Origin of the sequence: Streptomyces sp. NPDC048295, assembly GCF_040652135.1 — a bacterium.
Classification (GTDB): Bacteria; Actinomycetota; Actinomycetes; order Streptomycetales; family Streptomycetaceae; genus Streptomyces.
On the sequence record NZ_JBEZLL010000003.1, the window covers coordinates 406,710 to 425,169 of the forward strand.

Below are 18,460 nucleotides of genomic sequence, written 5' to 3' on the forward strand. Positions count from 1 at the left end.
CCGGAGCGGGCGGGGGCCGTGGCCCCCGCCCCGCGGGGATCAGGTCGGGTTGAGGCCGTGGCTGCGCAGCCACGGCAGCGGGTTCACTGCCGCTCCGCCACCGGGCCGCACCTCGAAGTGCAGGTGCGGGCCGGTCGAGTTCCCGGTGTCGCCCGAGTACGCGATGACATCACCGGCCTTGACCGGGCCCGAGCGGATCTTGGTGCTGCTCAGGTGGCAGTACCAGGTCTCGGTCCCGTCGGCCATGGTGACGATGGCCATGTTCCCGTAGGCGCTGTTCAGCTGGGTGCGCACGGTGCCGTCGGTCGCGGCCATCACGGGCGTGCCCTCCAGCACGGGGAAGTCGATGCCCGTGTGCACGGACATCCAGTTGACGCCCGCCTGGCCGAAGTACGCGCTGAGGCCGTGCTGCTTGACCGGCAGGACGAACTTCGGGCGCAGGGCCTCCTTGCGGGCGGCCTCCTCCTCGCGCTTCTTCTTCTCCGCGGCCTGCCGCTCCCGCAGGTCGATGCGTTCCTGGGTGCGGCTCGCGCGGTCGGCGAAGTTCTCCGCGTCGGCGCTGAGGTTGGCGAGCTGGGTGTCCAGCTTGTTGTTGGCCGCACCCGCCTTGACGGAGCCGGGGTCGGCCGCCGCCATCGTGGTGCTGTCGTCCTTCTTGTCCTCGCCGCCGAGCCCGCCGACGGAGGCAGCGGCGATTCCGGCCACGCTCATCACGCAGGCGGAGGGGATGGCGACGGTGAGGAGCGCGGAACGCTTCGCGGGGGAACGCCGACGGCTGCGGCCGGCGCCGCCGCTGCGGGTGGCGGAGCGGCCGAGGGGGCGGTGCGGGCCGGGCGCGGCCTCTGCGGCGTCCGCGATGGCCGCGACGCTGATGGTGGCCGCGTCATGTACATCCACGACGTCCGCCGCGGTGTCCGGGGCGTCGGCGCCGTCTGCGGCATCGGCGACGTAGGGCGCGTACGGGTCGTAGGAGCCCGGGTCGGTGTAGGTCTCGTGTGTTCCGGGCGCGTCGTGTGCCGACGGCGCCTCGTAGGACACCTGTGCGGTTTCCGTGGTGTGCGCGAGGTGCTGTTCGTGCTCGGGCGTGGCGCCGGTGTTCCAGGCGGTGGCGTCGTACGCGCCGGTGTCGTACGCGGCCGTTCCACCCGTGGCCCACGGGTCGTTCGTGTGCCAGCCGCTGGTGTCCCACTGGCCCGTGGCGTCCGGGGCGCCGCCCTGTGCCGGGATGCCGGTGAACGTGGCGGTGGCCGTGTTCGCTTCCGTGCCGTAGTCGGCCGCGGGCGTCCAGACGGCCGTCGTCTCGTACGTCGGCCCCGCCTCGTACTGCTGGGGCTGCGCGGCGTACGGGGCGTAGGCGTCGTACGAGGTGGTCGGGTGTGCACCCGTGTCCCACCGGGTGGAGTCGTACGCGCCGCCGTAGCCGGACTGCCCGGCTCCGTAGCCGCTGCCGTAGGCGCCGTCGTGACCGCCGGGGAGCGAGCCGAAGAGGGGATCGCTGTCGAAGCCGCCGGTCGCCTCGCTGTCGTATCCGGCGTACCCGGCGTGGGGGTGCTGGTCGTTCACCAACTTCTCTCTCGCCTCGGCAGCAGGACCTGTGCTCTGGGTTCCGGCGGGGGAATCCCAGGGGGAGCAGTGGCCGCGACTGTACCCGGCGGTACGTGACGCCGACAATCTTCGGCGGGCACGGGCGGCTCAGGAAACGGGCAATCGGCCGTCTTTCGACGGACTGCGCACAGAGCCTTGGCTCTATGTTCGAAACGCGTTCTATTTGTGGGGTCCCTGTCGGGCCGTGGGGCTCATGCGGCTCCCGCGGATCCTCCGATTCCGCCGGTTTCTCCGAATCCGGTGGCCCCGGTGGTTCCGGCCGTCGGTTCGCGGGACTCCAGCGCCTGCCGGACCGCGGCGGCCACGGCCGGATGCACCGGCAGGGCGAGATGGCCGATTCCGGTGACGCGCACGTTCTGCGCGTCGAGGTCCGGATGGTCGATGCGGCCCGCCTCGGCAGGCACGATCACCCGGTCGAGCTCGCTCCAGAAGCTCACGAACCGGGTACGGCAGCCGGGCGCGGGCCGGCGCAACTCCTCGATCGGCGCGGACCCCGTGCGCATCTGCCGCACGATGGGGTGGGCGCTCGCCAGCGGGGCGACGGCCGTGCCCGCGTGCGGTGTGCCGAGGGTGACCAGGGTGCGGACCCGCTGGTCACCGCCGAGTCGCTGTACGTAGTAGCGGGCGATCAGACCGCCGAGGCTGTGCCCGACGATGTCGACCCGGTGGTGTCCGGTACGCGCGCAGATCTCCTCGACATGGCGCCCGAGCAACTCGGCCGCTGTCCGGATGTCGCAGGTCAGCGGCGAGTAGTTGAGCGATTCCAGGTGGCGCCAGCCGTGCCGGGCGAGGGAGCGGCGCAGCAGGACGAAGACCGAACGGTTGTCGATGAAGCCGTGCAGCAGGACGACGGGCGGCCGTTCGTCGCCCTCGGCCGGGAGGACGGAGGCCGCGGCCGGGGCGGTGGGGGTGGAGCCGGGAGGTGTGGTGTGCGGCCCGTCCGGGAGGGGCGCGGCGCGCCGTTCCCCCGTGATGCCGGTGGGGTAGAGCAGCGCGTGGCCGGCGAGGACCACCAGCTCCAGCGCGGTGGCCTTCAGCAGCGCGGTCGGCAGCAGAGCGGGGACCTGACACGGCCGGCCCAGTGGTGGCGGAAGGAAAGGCAGGACCTTCATGGCCGACCTCCTGCTTCGGCGGGCGGGGGAGGCGGCCGGATGGCGACCGGCGCGCAGTCGGCCGGTGGACCGGGCAGGCCCGTACCACCGTGCCGTGCGGCTGACGGCGCGGTGGTACGGCGACCTCGTCGCGGCTCCCCTGGCGGCCGGTCCCGCACGGCAGTTCTGCCGCATGACGCGGGGACGGCGCCCGGTGAACATGTCCCACGTGTGATTTCCCCCTCCCCGTCCACCGCGAAACGACGGCTTGCGGGATGCTGTAGATAACGTTCGTTCACATCCCCGGCCCTTCAGGCACGGGAGAGGCATGTGGAGGCAGTGATGGGTGTGACCGGTCCGATCCGTGTGGTGGTGGCGAAGCCGGGCCTGGACGGCCATGATCGCGGGGCCAAGGTGATCGCCAGGGCGCTGCGTGATGCGGGTATGGAGGTCATCTACACCGGGCTCCACCAGACGCCCGAGCAGATCGTGGACACCGCGATCCAGGAGGACGCCGACGCGATCGGGCTCTCGATCCTCTCCGGTGCACACAACACGCTCTTCGCCAAGGTCATCGAGCTGCTGAAGGAGCGCGAGGCGGAGGACATCAAGGTCTTCGGCGGAGGCATCATCCCGGAGGCGGACATCGCACCGCTGAAGGACCAGGGCGTCGCGGAGATCTTCACCCCGGGCGCCACGACGGTGTCGATCGTCGAGTGGGTCAACGCGAACGTCCGCCACCCCGCGGAGGCCTGACCCGCCGGGCCCGGGGCTCATGGCTCCGGGCCGGGTCCGGTTCCGTCAGGCCGGGATCAGCTCCGAGTCCATCGCCGCGCGCAGCCGCAGGGTGGAGACCAGTCGTTGGAAGGCCTCGGACCAGTAGCCGTTCGCGCCCGGTGAGGCGTCCTCCGGTTCGTCCGGAGTGGTGGTGAGGACCTCCAGGCGGTCCGCCTCGGCCGGGTTCAGACAGCGTTCGGCGAGACCCATCACGCCGCTGAAGCTCCAGGGATAGCTGCCCGCGTCCCGGGCGATGTCCAGGGCGTCGACGACGGCGCGGCCCAGCGGTCCGGCCCAGGGCGTCGGGCAGACCCCCAGGATCTGGAAGGCCTCCGACAGGCCGTGTGCGGCGATGAAGCCGGCCACCCATCCGGCCCGTTCGGCCGCGGGCAGTATGGCGAGGAGCTTCGACCGCTCGGCGAGCGACGCCGTGCCGGGGCCGTTCGACGGCGGGGCGGAGGGGGTGCCGAGCAGCGCGCGGGCCCACTCGGGGTCACGCTGCCGCACCGTGGCCCGGCACCAGGCCGCGTGCAGTTCCTCGGCCCAGCCGTCCGCGACCGGAAGGGCGACCAGCTCCCGCGCGGTACGGCCGGCGAACCGCGCCGGCCAGGTGGCGAGCGGCGTGGCCTCCACCAACTGGCCGAGCCACCACGACCGTTCCCCCCGCCCGGACGGGGGCACCGCCACCACCCCGTCGCGCTCCATCGAGGCGTCGCATTCGTGCGGTGCCTCCACGGCGACCGAGGCCTCGTCGCCGGTGAGGCCGGGGCTCACACAGGACAGCGCGCGCGACGCCATCCGGCCGGCCAGCGCCGACTCCGGCAGCGCGGACAGCAGCTCGGCGGCGGTCGAGCGGACATTGCGGCTGCGGTCGGAGAGGGCCTGCTCCAGGAAGGGTTCGTCCAGCGGGGACAGCCCGGTGCGCAGCGAGTCGAGGAACATCAGCCGGTCCTCGGCCCGCTCGGTGCTCCAGGTGCTCGCGAGCAGTGCGAGCGCTTCGGCGGGATCATGGGCCCGGACCGCCGCGAGCAGTGCGACCCGCTCGGCGAACAGACCCTCCTCCCACAGCCGGGCCACCGCTTCCGGCTCCGTCGGGCCGGGCAGCGACGAGCCGCCCGAGGAGCCGCGCAACGCGAACTTCCACTCGGGGTTCAGCCCGGCCAGCCACAGCCCGCGCGGCCCGGCGAAGGCCATGGCCGGAGGCCGCAGGTCCGTACGGGCCCTGGCCGCGTCGAGCAGGGCCGGCAGCAGCGCGGCCGGGGCCCGGAAACCCTGCCGGTTGGCGGTGGCCAGCCACTGCGGGATCAGCTCCGTGAGGTCGGGAGCCGTACCGCGTCGGCCGCCCGAGCCGCCCGCGGCCGACCGGTCGGCCAGCAGCTGGGCGAGCCTGCGCCGCGCGGCCGGGGGCAGCGCCGGCCGCGGGTCGACGGGCGCCGGCTCGGGCCGGGCGGCCGGGGCGGCGGGCAGGAGGCCCGCCCTGCGCCGCACGGTGTGGAGTGCCGCCGCGTCCAGCAGTCCGGCGGGCCCGCCGTCCGCCCCGGCGGGGCGGCGGTCGGTGCCGAGCAGCGCCGTGGTGACGAGCTCTTCCCACGGGGCGGGTGCGGACGGGGCGGGTGTGATGGTGCCGGACATGGGTCCCCCTTCGAATCCGACGTCAGATGAGCGGCACGGTCCCGCACGCCGCGTCGTCACCGGACCCGGCGGACCAGGCCGCGAACGGGTCGAAGCCGCGGTGGCCGCATTCGCCGAAGACCGTGACCGGCGCGCCGCCGGAGAGGGCGACGAGCCTCCACAGACCGGGCCGGGACAGCGCCGCCGGTGCGAGGGGCAGGGCCGCCCCGCCCGACGCGTCCGCCAGTTGCCAGCCGTCCCCCGACGGCACGGGTATGACATCGCGCAGCGCCACCGGCCAGGCGTCCAGCCAGGGGTCCTCCCGCAGGGCGTGTCCGTACGCCTCGATCGCGGCCGCTGCCGTGTCCCCCGGAGGCGGGGTGCCGGCCGGCGACGGCACCCCGAACTGCCGCCCCAGCTCCGCCCGTAGCTGCCCGGCGCCCGGATAGGGCGTGAGCTCGGCGTCGAGCGTGCCGCCCACCGGCAGTGCGAGCCCGGGGGAGCGCCCGGCCGCCCCGAAGGAGAGCAGCAGCGCCGTGCGGCCGGTCTCCCTCCCGTGCAGCCAGATGCGGCGCGTGACGATCTTGCCGTCCGGGGTGTCGTACTGGGCGAGGACCAGCCAGTGGTCGCGGACCGGCGGACCCTCGGCAGGGGCCGTCAGCCCCACCCGGGTGCGGACCGTGGCGGCCAGCGGCTCCGGCAGCCGGTCGATCCCCAGCCAGGCGCTGTCCAGCAGATGCAGCAGCGCGCACTCCTCCAGCAGCCGCACCGGCCAGCCCGGACCGGATGCCGCGACGGCACCCAACTCCCGTACGCGGGCAGCCAGTCCGGGTGCCTGGGCGTCGACCATGCGGGCCGCCGTCTCCTCCCAGAGCCCGTACCCCGGCTGATCGGCCGCCGCCAGCCCCCCGCGCAGCAGATCGGCCAGCCGCTCCTCCAGCTCCTGCGCGCCGCCGGTGATCCGCTCTGCGCGGCGCTCGGCCCGCCGCCGGGCGGCCTCCGGATCGGCCGGGCCCGCGGCCGAAACGCCGTCCGCCGTGCGCTGCTCCGCTCTCTCACCCTTCCCGGCCGACCGCTCGCGGCGGCCCGTCAGCCACTCACCGGCCCAGTCCGGCACCCCGCCCGGCGGCAGGGCCGATTCGTCCGACGCCCAGACCAGCAGCAGGCCCAGTGCGTGCTTGCACGGAAACTTCCGGCTGGGGCAACTGCACGTGTACGCGGGGCCGGTGGTGTCGACCACCGTCCGGTACGGCTTGCTCCCGCTTCCCCCGCACAGCCCCCACACCGCACCCGAACCGTCACACCCGCCGCCCGACCAGGGACCGGCCGAACCCAGCTTGCTCCCCGCCTTGCGTGACGCCTCGTCAGGAGCGAGGGCCAGTACCTGCTCCACCGTCCAGCGCGCCACCGGGCCGGCGGTGCGCAAGGGTTCTCCCCCGTGAGATAGCAGCATGGGAACGACGGTAGAACGCACCACTGACAATCGCCCTGACCTGCTGTTTCGTCAGCATGTGCATCCGTGACCGCCGCACCGGTGTCCGCGCCGCCCCGACCGTCGTCCGCTCGGGTGCCGACGGGATCCGGTTCCACGGCTGCGGGGCAAGGCCATGGAACCGAAGGCCGGGACGGCCGAGCCGCCCGCCCTGCCCCGGCGGAAGACCGTCACGCCGCGCGGGATCCTGCCGCCCGCGGTCATGCCGGTCGCCGTCGGCGGGAACGGGCCGGACGTCTCCTGCTCGGTCACGCACAAGGGCAAGGCCGTCAAGGAGTCGAGGAGGGAGGGCATGCCCGCCGCGGGCGGCTGCGTGGCCGTCCCGCCGGCGGCCGGCTGAACGCCCCTTCCACAGCCCGTGAATCGGCCCCGGCCTGCGGGCGGGGCCGATTGTCAGTGCCATGGTGCACGGTGGGAAACGCATCGGGTCGACCGATCCGGAGGGGGATCCATGACCGTGTCCGAAACCACCGCCACCGTCGGCGTACAGGCTCTCCGGCCGCATGCCGAGGACGCCTTCGCCCATGAGCTGAAGGCCCTCGCCGCGGCCGACGACCGCCCGCGGCCCGCCCGTTGGAAGCTTTCCCCGTGGGCCGTCGCCACCTACCTGCTCGGTGGCACCCTGCCGGACGGCACCGTGATCACACCGAAGTACGTGGGTCCGCGCCGCCTCGTCGAAGTCGCCGTGACCACCCTCGCCACCGACCGGGCACTGCTGCTCCTCGGCGTCCCGGGCACCGCCAAGACCTGGGTCTCGGAGCACCTCGCGGCCGCCGTCAGCGGTGACTCGACACTGCTCGTCCAGGGCACCGCGGGCACCCCCGAAGAGGCCATCCGCTACGGCTGGAACTACGCGCAGCTGCTCGCGCACGGGCCCAGCCGCGACGCCCTGGTGCCCAGCCCGCTCATGCGCGCCATGTCCGACGGCACGACCGCGCGGATCGAGGAGCTCACCCGTATCCCCGCCGACGTGCAGGACTCGCTCATCACGATCCTGTCGGAGAAGACACTCCCCGTTCCCGAGCTGGGGCAGGAGGTCCAGGCGGTCCGCGGATTCAATGTCATCGCCACCGCCAACGACCGCGACCGCGGGGTCAACGAACTCTCCAGCGCGCTGCGCCGCCGGTTCAACACCGTCGTGCTCCCGCTGCCCGCCACCCCTGACGCCGAGGTCGACATCGTGTCCCGGCGCGTCGAGCAGCTCGGACGCTCGCTCGACCTCCCGGCCGCACCGGACGGCATGGCCGAGATCCGTCGCGTCGTCACGGTCTTCCGTGAACTGCGCGACGGAGTGACCTCCGACGGCCGTACCAGGCTCAAGTCCCCCTCGGGGACGCTGTCGACGGCCGAGGCGATCTCCGTCGTCACCAACGGCCTGGCCCTCGCCGCCCACTTCGGCGACGGGACGCTGCGCCCCGGCGACGTGGCGGCGGGCATCCTCGGCGCGGTGGTCCGCGACCCGGCGGCCGACCGCGTGGTCTGGCAGGAGTACCTGGAGACGGTGGTCCGCGAGCGGGACGGGTGGAAGGACTTCTACCGCGCCTGCCGCGAGGTGTCCGTATGACCCGGGCCCCACGTCCCGCGGGACCGCTGCTGCTGGGGGTGCGGCACCACGGACCGGGCTCGGCCCGTGCCGTCCGCGCGGCGCTGGATGCCGCCCGCCCCCGGGCGGTGCTCGTCGAAGGGCCCCCGGAGGCAGACGCGTTGCTGCCGCTCGCCGCCGACGAGGGGATGCGGCCGCCGGTCGCGCTGCTCGCCCATGCCGTCGACGACCCGGGACAGGCGGCGTTCTGGCCGCTGGCCGCGTTCTCGCCCGAATGGGTCGCGATCCGCTGGGCCCTTGAGCACGGTGCCCCGGTCCGGTTCATCGACCTGCCCGCGGCGAACTCCCTGGCCATGACACGGGCCGAGAAGAACGAAGCGGACGAGGACGGGGAGCGCACACCCGATGCCGATGCCGATGCCGATGCCGGTGTCGGTGCCGGGGGCCCGGCCGCCGGGCCGGCCCCGGTCGACCCCCTCGCCGTGCTCGCCGAGGCGGCGGGTTACGACGACCCGGAGCGCTGGTGGGAGGACGTCGTCGAACACCGCACCCGGGGCGGCGAAGCCGTCGACCCGCGGGCGCCGTTCGCCGCGCTCGCCGAGGCGATGACCGCCCTGCGCGAGGTGTACGGCGACGGCGGCCACCCCCACGACGCCGTCCGCGAGGCACATATGCGCATTCAACTCCGCAAGGCGGCCAAGGATTTCGGCGACGAGGTCGCGGTCGTCTGCGGTGCCTGGCACGTACCCGCGCTCGGCACCCGGACCACCCTCGCCGCCGACCGCGCCCTGCTCAAGGGACTGCCCAAGGTCAAGGCCGAACTGACCTGGGTGCCCTGGTCGCACCGGCGGCTCGCCCGGCACAGCGGATACGGGGCGGGGATCGATTCGCCCGGCTGGTACGGACACCTCTTCGACGCCGCGGACCGCCCGGTCGAGCGGTGGATGACGAAGGTCGCCGGGCTCCTGCGCGACGAGGACCGGTTCGTCTCGTCCGCCCATGTCATCGAAGCCGTCCGGCTCGCCGAGGCACTCGCCGCCATGCGCGGCCGCCCGCTCGCCGGACTGCGCGAGACGACCGACGCGATCCGGGCCGTGATGTGCGAGGGCTCCGACGTGCCGCTCGCGCTAGTCCAGGACCGGCTGATCGTCGGCGAGACCCTCGGCCGGGTGCCGGACACCGCCCCCGCCGTCCCCCTCCAGCGCGACCTCACCCGTCGACAACGCACGCTCCGGCTCAGACCCGAGGCGCAGGAAAGGGAGCTGGAGCTCGACCTGCGCAAGGACAACGACGCGGCCCGCAGCAGACTGCTCCACCGGCTGTGTGTCCTCTCCGTCGGCTGGGGCGAGCCCGCCGAAGGCCGCGCCGGCACCGGCACCTTCCGGGAGAGCTGGCGGCTGCGCTGGGAACCCGAGCTGTACGTACAGGTCGCGGAGGCCGGGACCTGGGGCACCACCGTGCTCTCCGCGGCGACCGCCAAGGCCGGTTCCCGGGCCGCCTCGGCGACCGCGCTCGCCGAGATCACCGCCCTCGCCGAACAGTGCCTCCTCGCGGAACTGCCCGACGCGCTCCCCGTGGTGATGCGGGCCCTCGCCGACCGAGCCGCGCTCGACGCCGACGTGGGCCATCTCGCCGACGCCCTGCCCGCGCTCGCCCGCACCCTGCGCTACGGGGACGTGCGCTCCACGGACACCGCGGCACTCGGCGAGGTCGCGGCCGGGCTCGCCGAGCGGATCTGTGTCGCGCTGCCACCCGCCTGCACCGGGCTCGACGCCGACGGCGCCGAGGAGATGCGCGGCCGGGTGGACGGGGTCCACACCGCGATCGGCCTGCTCACTGCGGCCGTACGGACCGGTGCCGGCACGGACGCCGGCGGCCCGGACCCGGACGGACTGCGCGAGCGCTGGACCGCCGTACTGCACAGGCTCGCCGCCCGGGACACGGTCGCGGGGGTCGTCCGTGGGCGCGCGACGCGCCTGCTGCTCGACGACGGGCGCCTCGCGGAGGACGACGCGGCACGGCTGATGGGCCTGGCCCTGTCGCCCGGCACGCCCCCGGCCGACGCCGCGGCGTGGATCGAGGGGTTCGTCGGCGGAGCCGCCGGCGGAGGCATGCTGCTCGTCCACGACGAGCGGCTGCTCGGCCTGGTCGACGCCTGGCTCACCGGGGTGCCCGCCGACCTCTTCGCCGACGTACTGCCGCTGCTGCGCCGCACGTTCTCGGCGTACGAAGCGGGTGTGCGGCGCACCCTGGGCGAGCTCGTGAGGAGGGGCCCGGCCACCGGGGGACCGGCAGCCGCCGGCCTCGGCACGGTGCCCGGGGCGACGGCGTCCGGATACGCCCCGGGACCGGACGAGGCCCGGGCCGGCGCGGTCGAGCCGGTGCTGCGGCTGCTGCTCGGACTGCACGACGATCCGGACCCGGACGGCGACGCCCCGCCCGGGAGCGCCGCGAACGCCGAGGAACCGCTGGGGGCGACGGGATGACCACGACCACGACCACGGCCGCCGGGACGGCCGGCATCGCACCGCCCCCGGCGCACACCCCACCGCCCACGCACGCCCCACCGCCCACGGACACCGGCCCGCACACCGGCCCGGCGGACGACGAGCGGCTGCGGCGGTGGCGGCTGGTCCTGGGCGCGGACGGCGCGGAGAGCACCGGCCGCACCCTCACCGGGCGCGACGCCGCGATGGACGCCGCACTGACCGCGCTCTACGGAGACGGGGGCAGGCCCGGCGGCCGGGGCAGGAACAGCCGCTCGGCCGGACTCGGGGCCTCCGCCCCCTCCGTGGCCCGCTGGCTCGGCGACATCCGCACGTACTTCCCCAGCTCCGTCGTCCAGGTCATGCAGCGTGACGCGATCGACCGGCTCGGTCTTGCCGCGCTGCTCCTCGAACCGGAGATGCTGGAGGCGGTCGAGGCCGACGTACACCTCGTGGGCACGCTCCTCTCGCTCAACAAGGCCATGCCCGAGACGACGAAGGAGACCGCGAGAGCGGTCGTGCGCAAGGTCGTCGAGGACCTGGAGAAGCGGCTCGCCTCCCGCACCCGGGCCACGCTCACCGGCGCCCTGGACCGCTCGGCGAGGATCAGCCGCCCCCGTCACCACGACATCGACTGGGACCGCACCGTCCGGGCCAACCTCAAGAACTACCTCCCCGAGCACGGCACCGTCGTCCCCGAGCGGCTCATCGGCTACGGACGGGCCGCCCGGTCCGTGAAGAAGGACGTGATCCTCTGCATCGACCAGTCGGGGTCGATGGCCGCCTCCGTCGTGTACGCGTCCGTCTTCGGCGCCGTGCTCGCGTCCATGCGCACCCTGCGGACCAGGCTCGTCGTCTTCGACACGGCGGTGGTCGACCTCACCGACCAGCTCGACGACCCGGTGGACGTGCTCTTCGGCACCCAGCTCGGCGGCGGCACCGACATCAACCGCGCGCTCGCGTACTGCCAGTCGAGGATCAGCCGCCCCGCCGACACGGTGGTCGTCCTCATCAGCGACCTCTACGAGGGCGGGATACGCAACGAGATGCTGAAGCGGGTCGCCGCGATGAAGGCCTCCGGCGTGCAGTTCGTGACGCTGCTCGCGCTGTCCGACGAGGGCGCGCCCGCCTACGACCACGAGCACGCCGCCGCGCTCGGCGCCCTGGGCGCACCGGCCTTCGCCTGCACCCCGGACCTCTTCCCCGAGGTGATGGCGGCGGCCATCGAGAAGCGGCCGCTTCCCGTACCGGACAAGGAGGCCCACCGCTGACACGCTGCCGTTCCGCCCACCGGTACACGGCCACCGGCGTGATCTGTGACCGTAATCACCGCTCAGGTGCGATCTCTGATTTATGGTCCTGCGGACCACGGGGATAACCTGCGAGATGGACATGCCGCGTATCCGGGGTCACCGTGTGCGCATTCCTAGTGACCGAGCAGTCACGTTGCCCCTCGCGGCACGCCCACGCAGAAAACCAACCGCGAGACCATTGATTAAGGGACGGACGCGCGTGGACCTGTTCGAGTACCAGGCGAGGGACCTCTTCGCCAAGCACGGTGTACCGGTGCTGGCCGGTGAAGTCATCGACACGCCTGAGGCAGCCCGCGAGGCGACCGAGCGGCTGGGCGGCAAGTCGGTCGTCAAGGCGCAGGTGAAGGTCGGCGGCCGTGGCAAGGCCGGCGGTGTCAAGCTGGCCGCCACCCCCGACGAGGCGGTCGCCCGCGCGACCGACATCCTCGGCATGGACATCAAGGGCCACACGGTCCACAAGGTGATGATCGCCGAGACCGCGCCGGAGATCCTTGAGGAGTACTACGTCTCGTACCTCCTCGACCGCACCAACCGCACCTTCCTGGCCATGGCCTCGGTGCAGGGCGGCATGGACATCGAGGAGGTCGCGGAGAAGACCCCCGAGGCCCTCGCGAAGGTCCCGGTCAACGCCGTCGACGGCGTCGACATCGAGAAGGCCCGCGAGATCGTCGCCCAGGCGAAGTTCCCGGCCGAGGTCGCCGAGAAGGTCGCCGAGGTCCTGGTGACGCTGTGGGACACCTTCGTCGCCGAGGACGCGCTCCTCGTCGAGGTGAACCCGCTCGCCAAGGTCGCCTCCGGCGACATCCTCGCGCTCGACGGCAAGGTGTCTCTCGACGAGAACGCCGACTTCCGTCAGCCCGAGCACGAGGCCCTCGAGGACAAGGCCGCGGCCAACCCGCTCGAGGCTGCCGCCAAGGCCAAGAACCTCAACTACGTCAAGCTCGACGGCGAGGTCGGCATCATCGGCAACGGTGCCGGTCTGGTCATGTCGACCCTGGACGTCGTCGCGTACGCCGGTGAGAACCACGGCAACGTGAAGCCCGCCAACTTCCTCGACATCGGTGGCGGCGCCTCCGCCGAGGTCATGGCGAACGGCCTGGAGATCATCCTCGGCGACCCGGACGTCAAGTCCGTCTTCGTCAACGTCTTCGGTGGCATCACCGCCTGCGACGAGGTCGCCAACGGCATCGTCCAGGCGCTCGCGCTGCTCAAGTCCAAGGGCGAGGAAGTCACCAAGCCGCTGGTCGTGCGCCTCGACGGCAACAACGCGGAGCTGGGTCGCAAGATCCTCTCCGACGCCAACCACCCGCTGGTCCAGCGCGTGGACACCATGGACGGCGCGGCCGACAAGGCCGCCGAGCTCGCCGCGGCTGCGAAGTAAGGAAGAGGGACTCAGACCACCATGGCTATCTTCCTCACCAAGGACAGCAAGGTCATCGTCCAGGGCATGACCGGTGCCACGGGCATGAAGCACACCAAGCTCATGCTCGGTGACGGCACCAACATCGTCGGCGGCGTGAACCCGCGCAAGGCCGGCACGTCCGTCGACTTCGACGGCACCGAGGTACCCGTCTTCGGCTCCGTCGCCGAGGCGATGGAGAAGACCGGCGCGGACGTGTCCGTCCTCTTCGTGCCGCCGGCCTTCGCGAAGGCCGCCGTCGTCGAGGCGATCGACGCCGAGATCCCCCTCGCGGTCGTCATCACCGAGGGCATCGCCGTCCACGACTCCGCCGCCTTCTGGGCGTACGCGGGCTCGAAGGGCAACAAGACCCGGATCATCGGCCCGAACTGCCCCGGCCTGATCACCCCCGGCCAGTCCAACGCCGGCATCATCCCGGGCGACATCACCAAGCCCGGCCGCATCGGTCTCGTGTCCAAGTCCGGCACGCTGACCTACCAGATGATGTACGAGCTCCGTGACATCGGCTTCTCGTCCGCCGTCGGTATCGGTGGCGACCCGGTCATCGGTACGACGCACATCGACGCCCTCGCGGCGTTCGAGGCCGACCCCGAGACCGACCTGATCGTGATGATCGGCGAGATCGGCGGCGACGCCGAGGAGCGTGCGGCCGACTTCATCAAGGCCAACGTCACCAAGCCGGTCGTCGGCTACGTCGCGGGCTTCACCGCCCCCGAGGGCAAGACCATGGGCCACGCCGGCGCCATCGTCTCCGGCTCCTCCGGCACCGCCCAGGCGAAGAAGGAGGCCCTCGAGGCCGCCGGCGTCAAGGTCGGCAAGACGCCGACCGAGACCGCCAAGCTGGCCCGCGAGATCCTCGGCGCCTGATCGCTCCGCCACACCCGGAGCGGCACCGCAGTATCGCGTCACCGCACAGACGGCGCGGGTCCGTACCCGATCAAGGGGTACGGACCCGCGCCGTTTCCGTGTCTCCGTCGCGTCACCTCAGCGGCTCAGCCCGCCCCGGGGACCAGCCGTGCCGGACCCTGTACGAGCTCGCCGTGGAGGTTCTTCCGCAGCTTCAGGTCCTGCGGCGTCAGCTTCTGCGGGCCACCGCGCGGCGGTACCCCGCCGACCTGCTGGGCGGGCGACTCCGGGGTCTCGTACCGGGTCGGGGCCGTACCCAGCGTGAACAGCGTCAGCCCGATGATCAGCACGGTGAAGGAGATGGCGGCCCGGGTCCACAGCTGGGCCTTGCGCTCGCTGTCGGTGCGGACCGTGACGGGCGAGGGCAGCGAGTCGGAGGGCTGGGCCAGGGCGAGCGCCCCCAGCCGCTCGTTCAGGAGCGCCGACTGCTCGGCGGGCGAGGACGGCTCCGCCAGCTCGGGCAGCCGCTCGGCGACCGCGGCGCGGGCGTTCATCAGCCGGCCCGCCGCCGCCGGGGTGCTCGCCTCCGTCTCCGCCGCCGTCTCCGGCAGATCCAGGCCGACACCGTCGTAGAGCAGCAGGGTGGCCCGGTACGAGGGCGGCAGGGCGAGCAGCGCGTCGAGCAGGGCGCGCGGACCGGGTTCTGCCGGTGGCGGGTCCGGCCGGCGGTGGGTGCGGCGCAGACGGTGCCACGGCGATATGGCGTACTCGTACGCGGCGGCCCGCACCCAGCCCACCGGGTCCCGGTCCACCGCGACCTCGGGCCAGCGCTCCCAGGCCAGCGCGAAGGCCCGTGCGACGGACTCCCGGGAGAGGCTCCGGCGCCCGGTCAGCAGGAAGGTCTGCCGGAAGATGGCCGCGGCGCAGTGCCCGTACAGGGCATCGAACGCCTCGGCGGGGGCCTCGGCTTCGGCCCCGGGGGCCGGTTCGGGCGTCGCCGATACGCCGTTGGAGGCGGGGGCCGGTCCGGGCGTCGCGGACGGGCCGGGCGGATCGGGGGTGGTGCCGGGCTCGGTCGGGGCCATGGCGGTGCTCCCGGTGGCTTCGACGGGGGTCGGCGCCGGCGGCTTCTTTGACGTCACAGGCTTGGACAGCCTGGCGATCGTCGTCGGTGCCGCCGGGCGGGCCGCACGTTTGGCGGCGGCCTTCGGCCGGGTGTTCGCAGCGGCCGGTTTGGTCCGGGCGCTCGGCGGCGTGGCCTGCGGGCTCGGCCGGCTGCCATTGATCAGCCTGGCGTATGCCTCACGTTTCCGCCCCCGGGGAGTGGTGCGGCCGGTCTCCCAGGAACGGACCGTGGCGCGGGTGACGCCCACGACCGTCGCGACCTGCTCTTCACTCAGTGACTTCGCCTTACGCAGTCTGCGTCGCTCCTTGGGGGAGGGGAGCGGGTGGGCGGAAGCCGTATCGGCCGGGCCCTGTGTCATGAAGGACCCTCCGCAGGGCTGCACCGGGTAGAAAAGTACATAAACGTATATTGAGCGACACAACGGCCGTTCGCCTGTTACGCGGAATAAGCGCGTGTCGTTGGGAACATGACCCGGTGACCCAAGTGACCGAAGGCAACCCGTCGTTGTCGGCAGAGCAGGGCCGGTCCGCCGTGCTGGCCCTCGCCCTTCTGCGTGGAGCGGTTGCGGCCGGGCTCGGACTGGCCTCCGTCGTCGTCCTCGTCATGGTGCTGTGGATCAGCTCCCCGGCCCCCGACAGCAACCCCGGCGGCGCACTCCACGCGGCGGCCGGGCTCTGGCTGCTCGCCCACGGCGCCGAGCTGATCAGGACCGGCACCCTCAGTGGGGTCCCCGCCCCGGTGGGTCTCGTTCCGCTGCTGCTCGCCGTGGTCCCGGTGTGGCTGGCGCACCGGGCGGCGCGGGACGTCCTGGTGCCGGAAGAGGGGCGTCCGGCGCTTTCCGCGGTGGGTGCGTTCGTCCTGGTCGTCAGCGGATATCTGCTGGTCGGGGCAGTTGTCGCGTACTGCGTGCGGGACGGCTCGCCGGCCGTGCGCCCGTCGTCACTGTTCTTCCCGTCGGCCTTCGTGGTGGCGGGTGCGGCGGCGGCCGGGGTCTGGACGGCCGCCGGCCGGCCGGTCGGCCCGCCGCCGTCCTGGGCGCCGGTGCGCCTGCACGAGGCACTGGCGCACCGCCGGTTCAGGGAGCGCGCGGGGACGGTGTGGCGGTCGGCGGCGGCCGGGGTGGCGGTGCTGCTCGGCGGCGGGGCGCTGCTCGTCGCGGTGTCGCTGGTGTGGCACGCGCACTCCGCCCAGCAGTCGTTCGTCCAGCTCTCGGGCGACTGGGCGGGCCGGGTCGCGGTGCTCCTGCTCGCGCTGGTCCTGGTGCCGAACGCGGCGGTATGGGGCGCGGCGTACGGGCTGGGGCCGGGTTTCGCCCTCGGTACGGCGTCCACGGTCACCCCGGTCGCCTTCACGGGGCGTCCGGCGCTGCCCCGCTTCCCGTTGCTGGCCGCGGTGCCCGCCGAGGGCCCGGGAACGGTCCTGAACTGGTCGGCCGTCGCGGTGCCGGTCGCGGCCGGGGTGACGGTCGCCTGGTTCACGGTACGGCGGGCCGTGCCCCCGAACGCCGCGCGCGAGGAGGTGTGGAGCCTGCGGGAGACCGCGCTGGCGGCCGTCCTCGCCGCGGTGGGGTGCGGGGCCGGTACGGCGGTGCTGGCGGCCGCGGCCGGAGGGCCGCTCGGCACCCGGGCGCTGGCGGAGTTCGGGCCGGTGTGGTGGCTCACGGGTGCGGCGGCGCTGGTGTGGACGGCGCTGATCGGCGTCCCCGCGGCGCTGCTGCTCCGGGCCTGGCGGCTGCGGGGGCCCGACGGGGGCGTGTGGTGGCGCCGGGCGGACGCGGTGCCCGCGGAGGGGGAGCGGGCCGGGGCGGCGTACGTCGCCGGGGTTCCGCGCGCGGCGTCGGGGAGCGGCGTGAAGCCGGAGCGGGCGCCGGGAGGCGGTTCCGCGCCCCTGCCCGTGGCCTCCCCGGCGACCGGCGCCGCGTCGGCACCCGCCTCGGTGTCCGTGCCGCCCGCCGCCCGCATCCGTGCCCCTGACGAGGACGAGGACTTCGCGCCGTACGACTTCCTGCCGACCGGACCCTGGAACGAGCGGACGGCCCGGCCGGGGGAGGCCGGGCCGTCCGGGACGGGCGAAGGGGCCTAGTTCTTGACGCCGAAGAACGGCTCCAGCGGCTTCGGCAGCTGGTCGTTGCAGGCCACCTGGCCGGCCTTGGTCAGGGCGTCGTTCACGCAGGTGTAGTAGTCGCGGTAGACCAGCTGCACCGTGAACGTCGTCGCGACGATCGAGAGCGCCAGCAGTGCCGTCACCAGACCGCTGACCGCGGCCGTGGTCTGCTGCCGGCCGCCGGTCGGCGCGGCCGGCGCGGATCCGGGCGCCGGAGCGGAACCGGAGGCCCGTGCCGGGCCCGACGCCTGGCCGGCGCCACCGGCCGCCGCCTCGGACGCGGCCCTGGGCTTCGCCCGGAGCGAGCTGACCGCCCAGTACACGGCGAGTGCGCCGAGCAGCAGGGCGATCTCGGGGAAGTCGAAGAGTGCGAAGAAGAAGGCCCACATGCCGGAGAGCAGCGCGTAGCGCGCGCGGCGCTGGGCGGGGTCGGTGGGGTCCCAGCGCAGCCCGCCGGGGCTGCCCTCGGGTCCGCCCTGACCGCCCGGCCCGCTCTGGCTCCCGGGCCGGCCGCCGAAGCCGCCGCTCTGTCGGCCGGGCTGCCGGCTGCTCCACTGGCCGCCCCGGGCCGGCCGGTCGTCGGAGGAGCCGCCCTCGGGGGATCCCTCGCCGTTCCCGTCGCCCTGGCCGTTCCCGTTCCCGGTGTTCGCGGGGCGGCGGGGCTGCCAGGGCTGGTCGGGACGGTTCTCCGGCGGTGCGGCGAACGGGTTGTCGTCCGCCCGGCCGGAGGAGCCCGGCGCACCGGACGAGCCGGCGGCGGAAGAAGAGGAGGGGCCCGTGGGGGACTGGCGTTCTCGCATCAGCAGTGAGGTCCGCTCGGGCAGCGGCTGGCGGAAGGCGGTGCGGCGGCGTCGGTCCGGCATGTGGTGAACGTCTTCCCCATCTCGTCATTTCCGCCCTGCGGACGGTTCGCTGTCCCCTGACGCTACCTCCCGGTCAGGAGGGGCCGAAAGCTGGGAGCGGGGCCCGAGCGGCCGATATCCGTCACCCGGGTCCGCTCCCTCTCCCCGGAGCCGGGCCACCGGCCGCCCACCCCCGTCCCGAGGG

14 protein-coding genes are annotated in these 18,460 nt (G+C 73.8%); 8 read left to right on the forward strand and 6 right to left on the reverse strand.

Annotated features, from left to right (window positions below; genetic code table 11):
- Positions 1-39 precede the first annotated feature (39 nt).
- Positions 40-1,563 carry a M23 family metallopeptidase gene (locus AB0D53_RS06490; protein WP_362440897.1) on the reverse strand — a complete coding sequence of 508 codons (1,524 nt, stop codon included), beginning with the start codon at positions 1,561-1,563 and terminating at the stop codon, positions 40-42.
- 233 nt (positions 1,564-1,796) lie between these two features.
- Positions 1,797-2,717, reverse strand: a complete 921-nt coding sequence (locus AB0D53_RS06495; RefSeq protein ID WP_362440900.1) for an alpha/beta fold hydrolase — start codon at positions 2,715-2,717, stop codon at positions 1,797-1,799.
- A 321-nt stretch (positions 2,718-3,038) separates the two neighbouring features.
- Here AB0D53_RS06495 and AB0D53_RS06500 point away from each other — a divergent pair, with 321 nt between their 5' ends.
- Positions 3,039-3,452 carry a cobalamin B12-binding domain-containing protein gene (locus tag AB0D53_RS06500; RefSeq protein WP_329818731.1) on the forward strand — a complete coding sequence of 138 codons (414 nt, stop codon included), beginning with the start codon at positions 3,039-3,041 and terminating at the stop codon, positions 3,450-3,452.
- 45 nt (positions 3,453-3,497) lie between these two features.
- Here the strand turns inward: AB0D53_RS06500 and AB0D53_RS06505 are convergent, their stop codons facing one another.
- Positions 3,498-5,105: a DUF5691 domain-containing protein gene (locus tag AB0D53_RS06505; protein WP_362440903.1), complete on the reverse strand. Its 1,608-nt coding sequence runs from the start codon at positions 5,103-5,105 to the stop codon at positions 3,498-3,500.
- Positions 5,106-5,127: 22 nt separating this feature from the next.
- The gene (locus AB0D53_RS06510) at positions 5,128-6,537 is read right to left on the reverse strand and encodes an SWIM zinc finger family protein (protein WP_362440906.1); all 1,410 of its coding nucleotides are present in this window, start codon (positions 6,535-6,537) and stop codon (positions 5,128-5,130) included.
- 154 nt (positions 6,538-6,691) lie between these two features.
- On the opposite strand from AB0D53_RS06510, the gene AB0D53_RS06515 reads away from it, so the two are divergent.
- The 6 genes from AB0D53_RS06515 to sucD all read left to right on the forward strand — a co-directional run bounded on the left by AB0D53_RS06515 (position 6,692) and on the right by sucD (position 14,205).
- Positions 6,692-6,916: a hypothetical protein gene (locus tag AB0D53_RS06515; protein ID WP_362440909.1), complete on the forward strand. Its 225-nt coding sequence runs from the start codon at positions 6,692-6,694 to the stop codon at positions 6,914-6,916.
- Positions 6,917-7,027: 111 nt separating this feature from the next.
- Entirely contained in the window at positions 7,028-8,140 is a 1,113-nt protein-coding gene (locus tag AB0D53_RS06520) for an AAA family ATPase (protein ID WP_362440912.1), read from the forward strand.
- A complete protein-coding gene (locus AB0D53_RS06525) occupies positions 8,137-10,605 on the forward strand; it encodes a DUF5682 family protein (protein WP_362440915.1) in 2,469 nt (822 codons plus the stop codon). Before AB0D53_RS06520 ends, AB0D53_RS06525 begins: the two co-directional genes overlap by 4 nt.
- Positions 10,602-11,876 (forward strand): VWA domain-containing protein, encoded by a 1,275-nt coding sequence (locus tag AB0D53_RS06530; protein ID WP_362440918.1) that lies wholly within the window; start codon positions 10,602-10,604, stop codon positions 11,874-11,876. The genes AB0D53_RS06525 and AB0D53_RS06530 overlap by 4 nt, the downstream gene beginning before the upstream one ends.
- 241 nt (positions 11,877-12,117) lie before the next feature.
- Entirely contained in the window at positions 12,118-13,299 is a 1,182-nt protein-coding gene (gene sucC, locus AB0D53_RS06535) for an ADP-forming succinate--CoA ligase subunit beta (protein ID WP_072486624.1), read from the forward strand.
- 21 nt (positions 13,300-13,320) lie between these two features.
- Positions 13,321-14,205 (forward strand): succinate--CoA ligase subunit alpha, encoded by an 885-nt coding sequence (gene sucD / locus AB0D53_RS06540; RefSeq protein ID WP_093544207.1) that lies wholly within the window; start codon positions 13,321-13,323, stop codon positions 14,203-14,205.
- 125 nt (positions 14,206-14,330) lie between these two features.
- Here sucD and AB0D53_RS06545 read toward each other — a convergent pair whose 3' ends face one another.
- Entirely contained in the window at positions 14,331-15,668 is a 1,338-nt protein-coding gene (locus AB0D53_RS06545; RefSeq protein WP_362440921.1) for a helix-turn-helix domain-containing protein, read from the reverse strand.
- 125 nt (positions 15,669-15,793) lie between these two features.
- Here AB0D53_RS06545 and AB0D53_RS06550 point away from each other — a divergent pair, with 125 nt between their 5' ends.
- Positions 15,794-17,392 (forward strand): DUF6350 family protein, encoded by a 1,599-nt coding sequence (locus AB0D53_RS06550; protein WP_362441061.1) that lies wholly within the window; start codon positions 15,794-15,796, stop codon positions 17,390-17,392.
- Here AB0D53_RS06550 and AB0D53_RS06555 read toward each other — a convergent pair.
- Complete coding sequence (locus AB0D53_RS06555) at positions 17,389-18,276, reverse strand: hypothetical protein (protein WP_362440924.1); 888 nt, start codon at positions 18,274-18,276, stop codon at positions 17,389-17,391. The two genes, AB0D53_RS06550 and AB0D53_RS06555, sit on opposite strands and share 4 nt — an antisense overlap.
- Positions 18,277-18,460 lie beyond the last annotated feature (184 nt).

What these genes read in the sequence shown, in the direction of transcription:
- AB0D53_RS06495 (WP_362440900.1), bottom strand. Translation starts at nt 2,717, where the DNA reads ATGAAGGTCCTGCCTTTCCTTCCGCCACCACTGGGCCGGCCGTGTCAG.
- AB0D53_RS06500 (WP_329818731.1), top strand. Translation starts at nt 3,039, where the DNA reads ATGGGTGTGACCGGTCCGATCCGTGTGGTGGTGGCGAAGCCGGGCCTG.
- AB0D53_RS06505 (WP_362440903.1), bottom strand. Translation starts at nt 5,105, where the DNA reads ATGTCCGGCACCATCACACCCGCCCCGTCCGCACCCGCCCCGTGGGAA.
- AB0D53_RS06510 (WP_362440906.1), bottom strand. Translation starts at nt 6,537, where the DNA reads ATGCTGCTATCTCACGGGGGAGAACCCTTGCGCACCGCCGGCCCGGTG.
- AB0D53_RS06515 (WP_362440909.1), top strand. Translation starts at nt 6,692, where the DNA reads ATGGAACCGAAGGCCGGGACGGCCGAGCCGCCCGCCCTGCCCCGGCGG.
- AB0D53_RS06520 (WP_362440912.1), top strand. Translation starts at nt 7,028, where the DNA reads ATGACCGTGTCCGAAACCACCGCCACCGTCGGCGTACAGGCTCTCCGG.
- AB0D53_RS06525 (WP_362440915.1), top strand. Translation starts at nt 8,137, where the DNA reads ATGACCCGGGCCCCACGTCCCGCGGGACCGCTGCTGCTGGGGGTGCGG.
- AB0D53_RS06530 (WP_362440918.1), top strand. Translation starts at nt 10,602, where the DNA reads ATGACCACGACCACGACCACGGCCGCCGGGACGGCCGGCATCGCACCG.
- sucD (WP_093544207.1), top strand. Translation starts at nt 13,321, where the DNA reads ATGGCTATCTTCCTCACCAAGGACAGCAAGGTCATCGTCCAGGGCATG.
- AB0D53_RS06545 (WP_362440921.1), bottom strand. Translation starts at nt 15,668, where the DNA reads ATGACACAGGGCCCGGCCGATACGGCTTCCGCCCACCCGCTCCCCTCC.
- AB0D53_RS06555 (WP_362440924.1), bottom strand. Translation starts at nt 18,276, where the DNA reads ATGCCGGACCGACGCCGCCGCACCGCCTTCCGCCAGCCGCTGCCCGAG.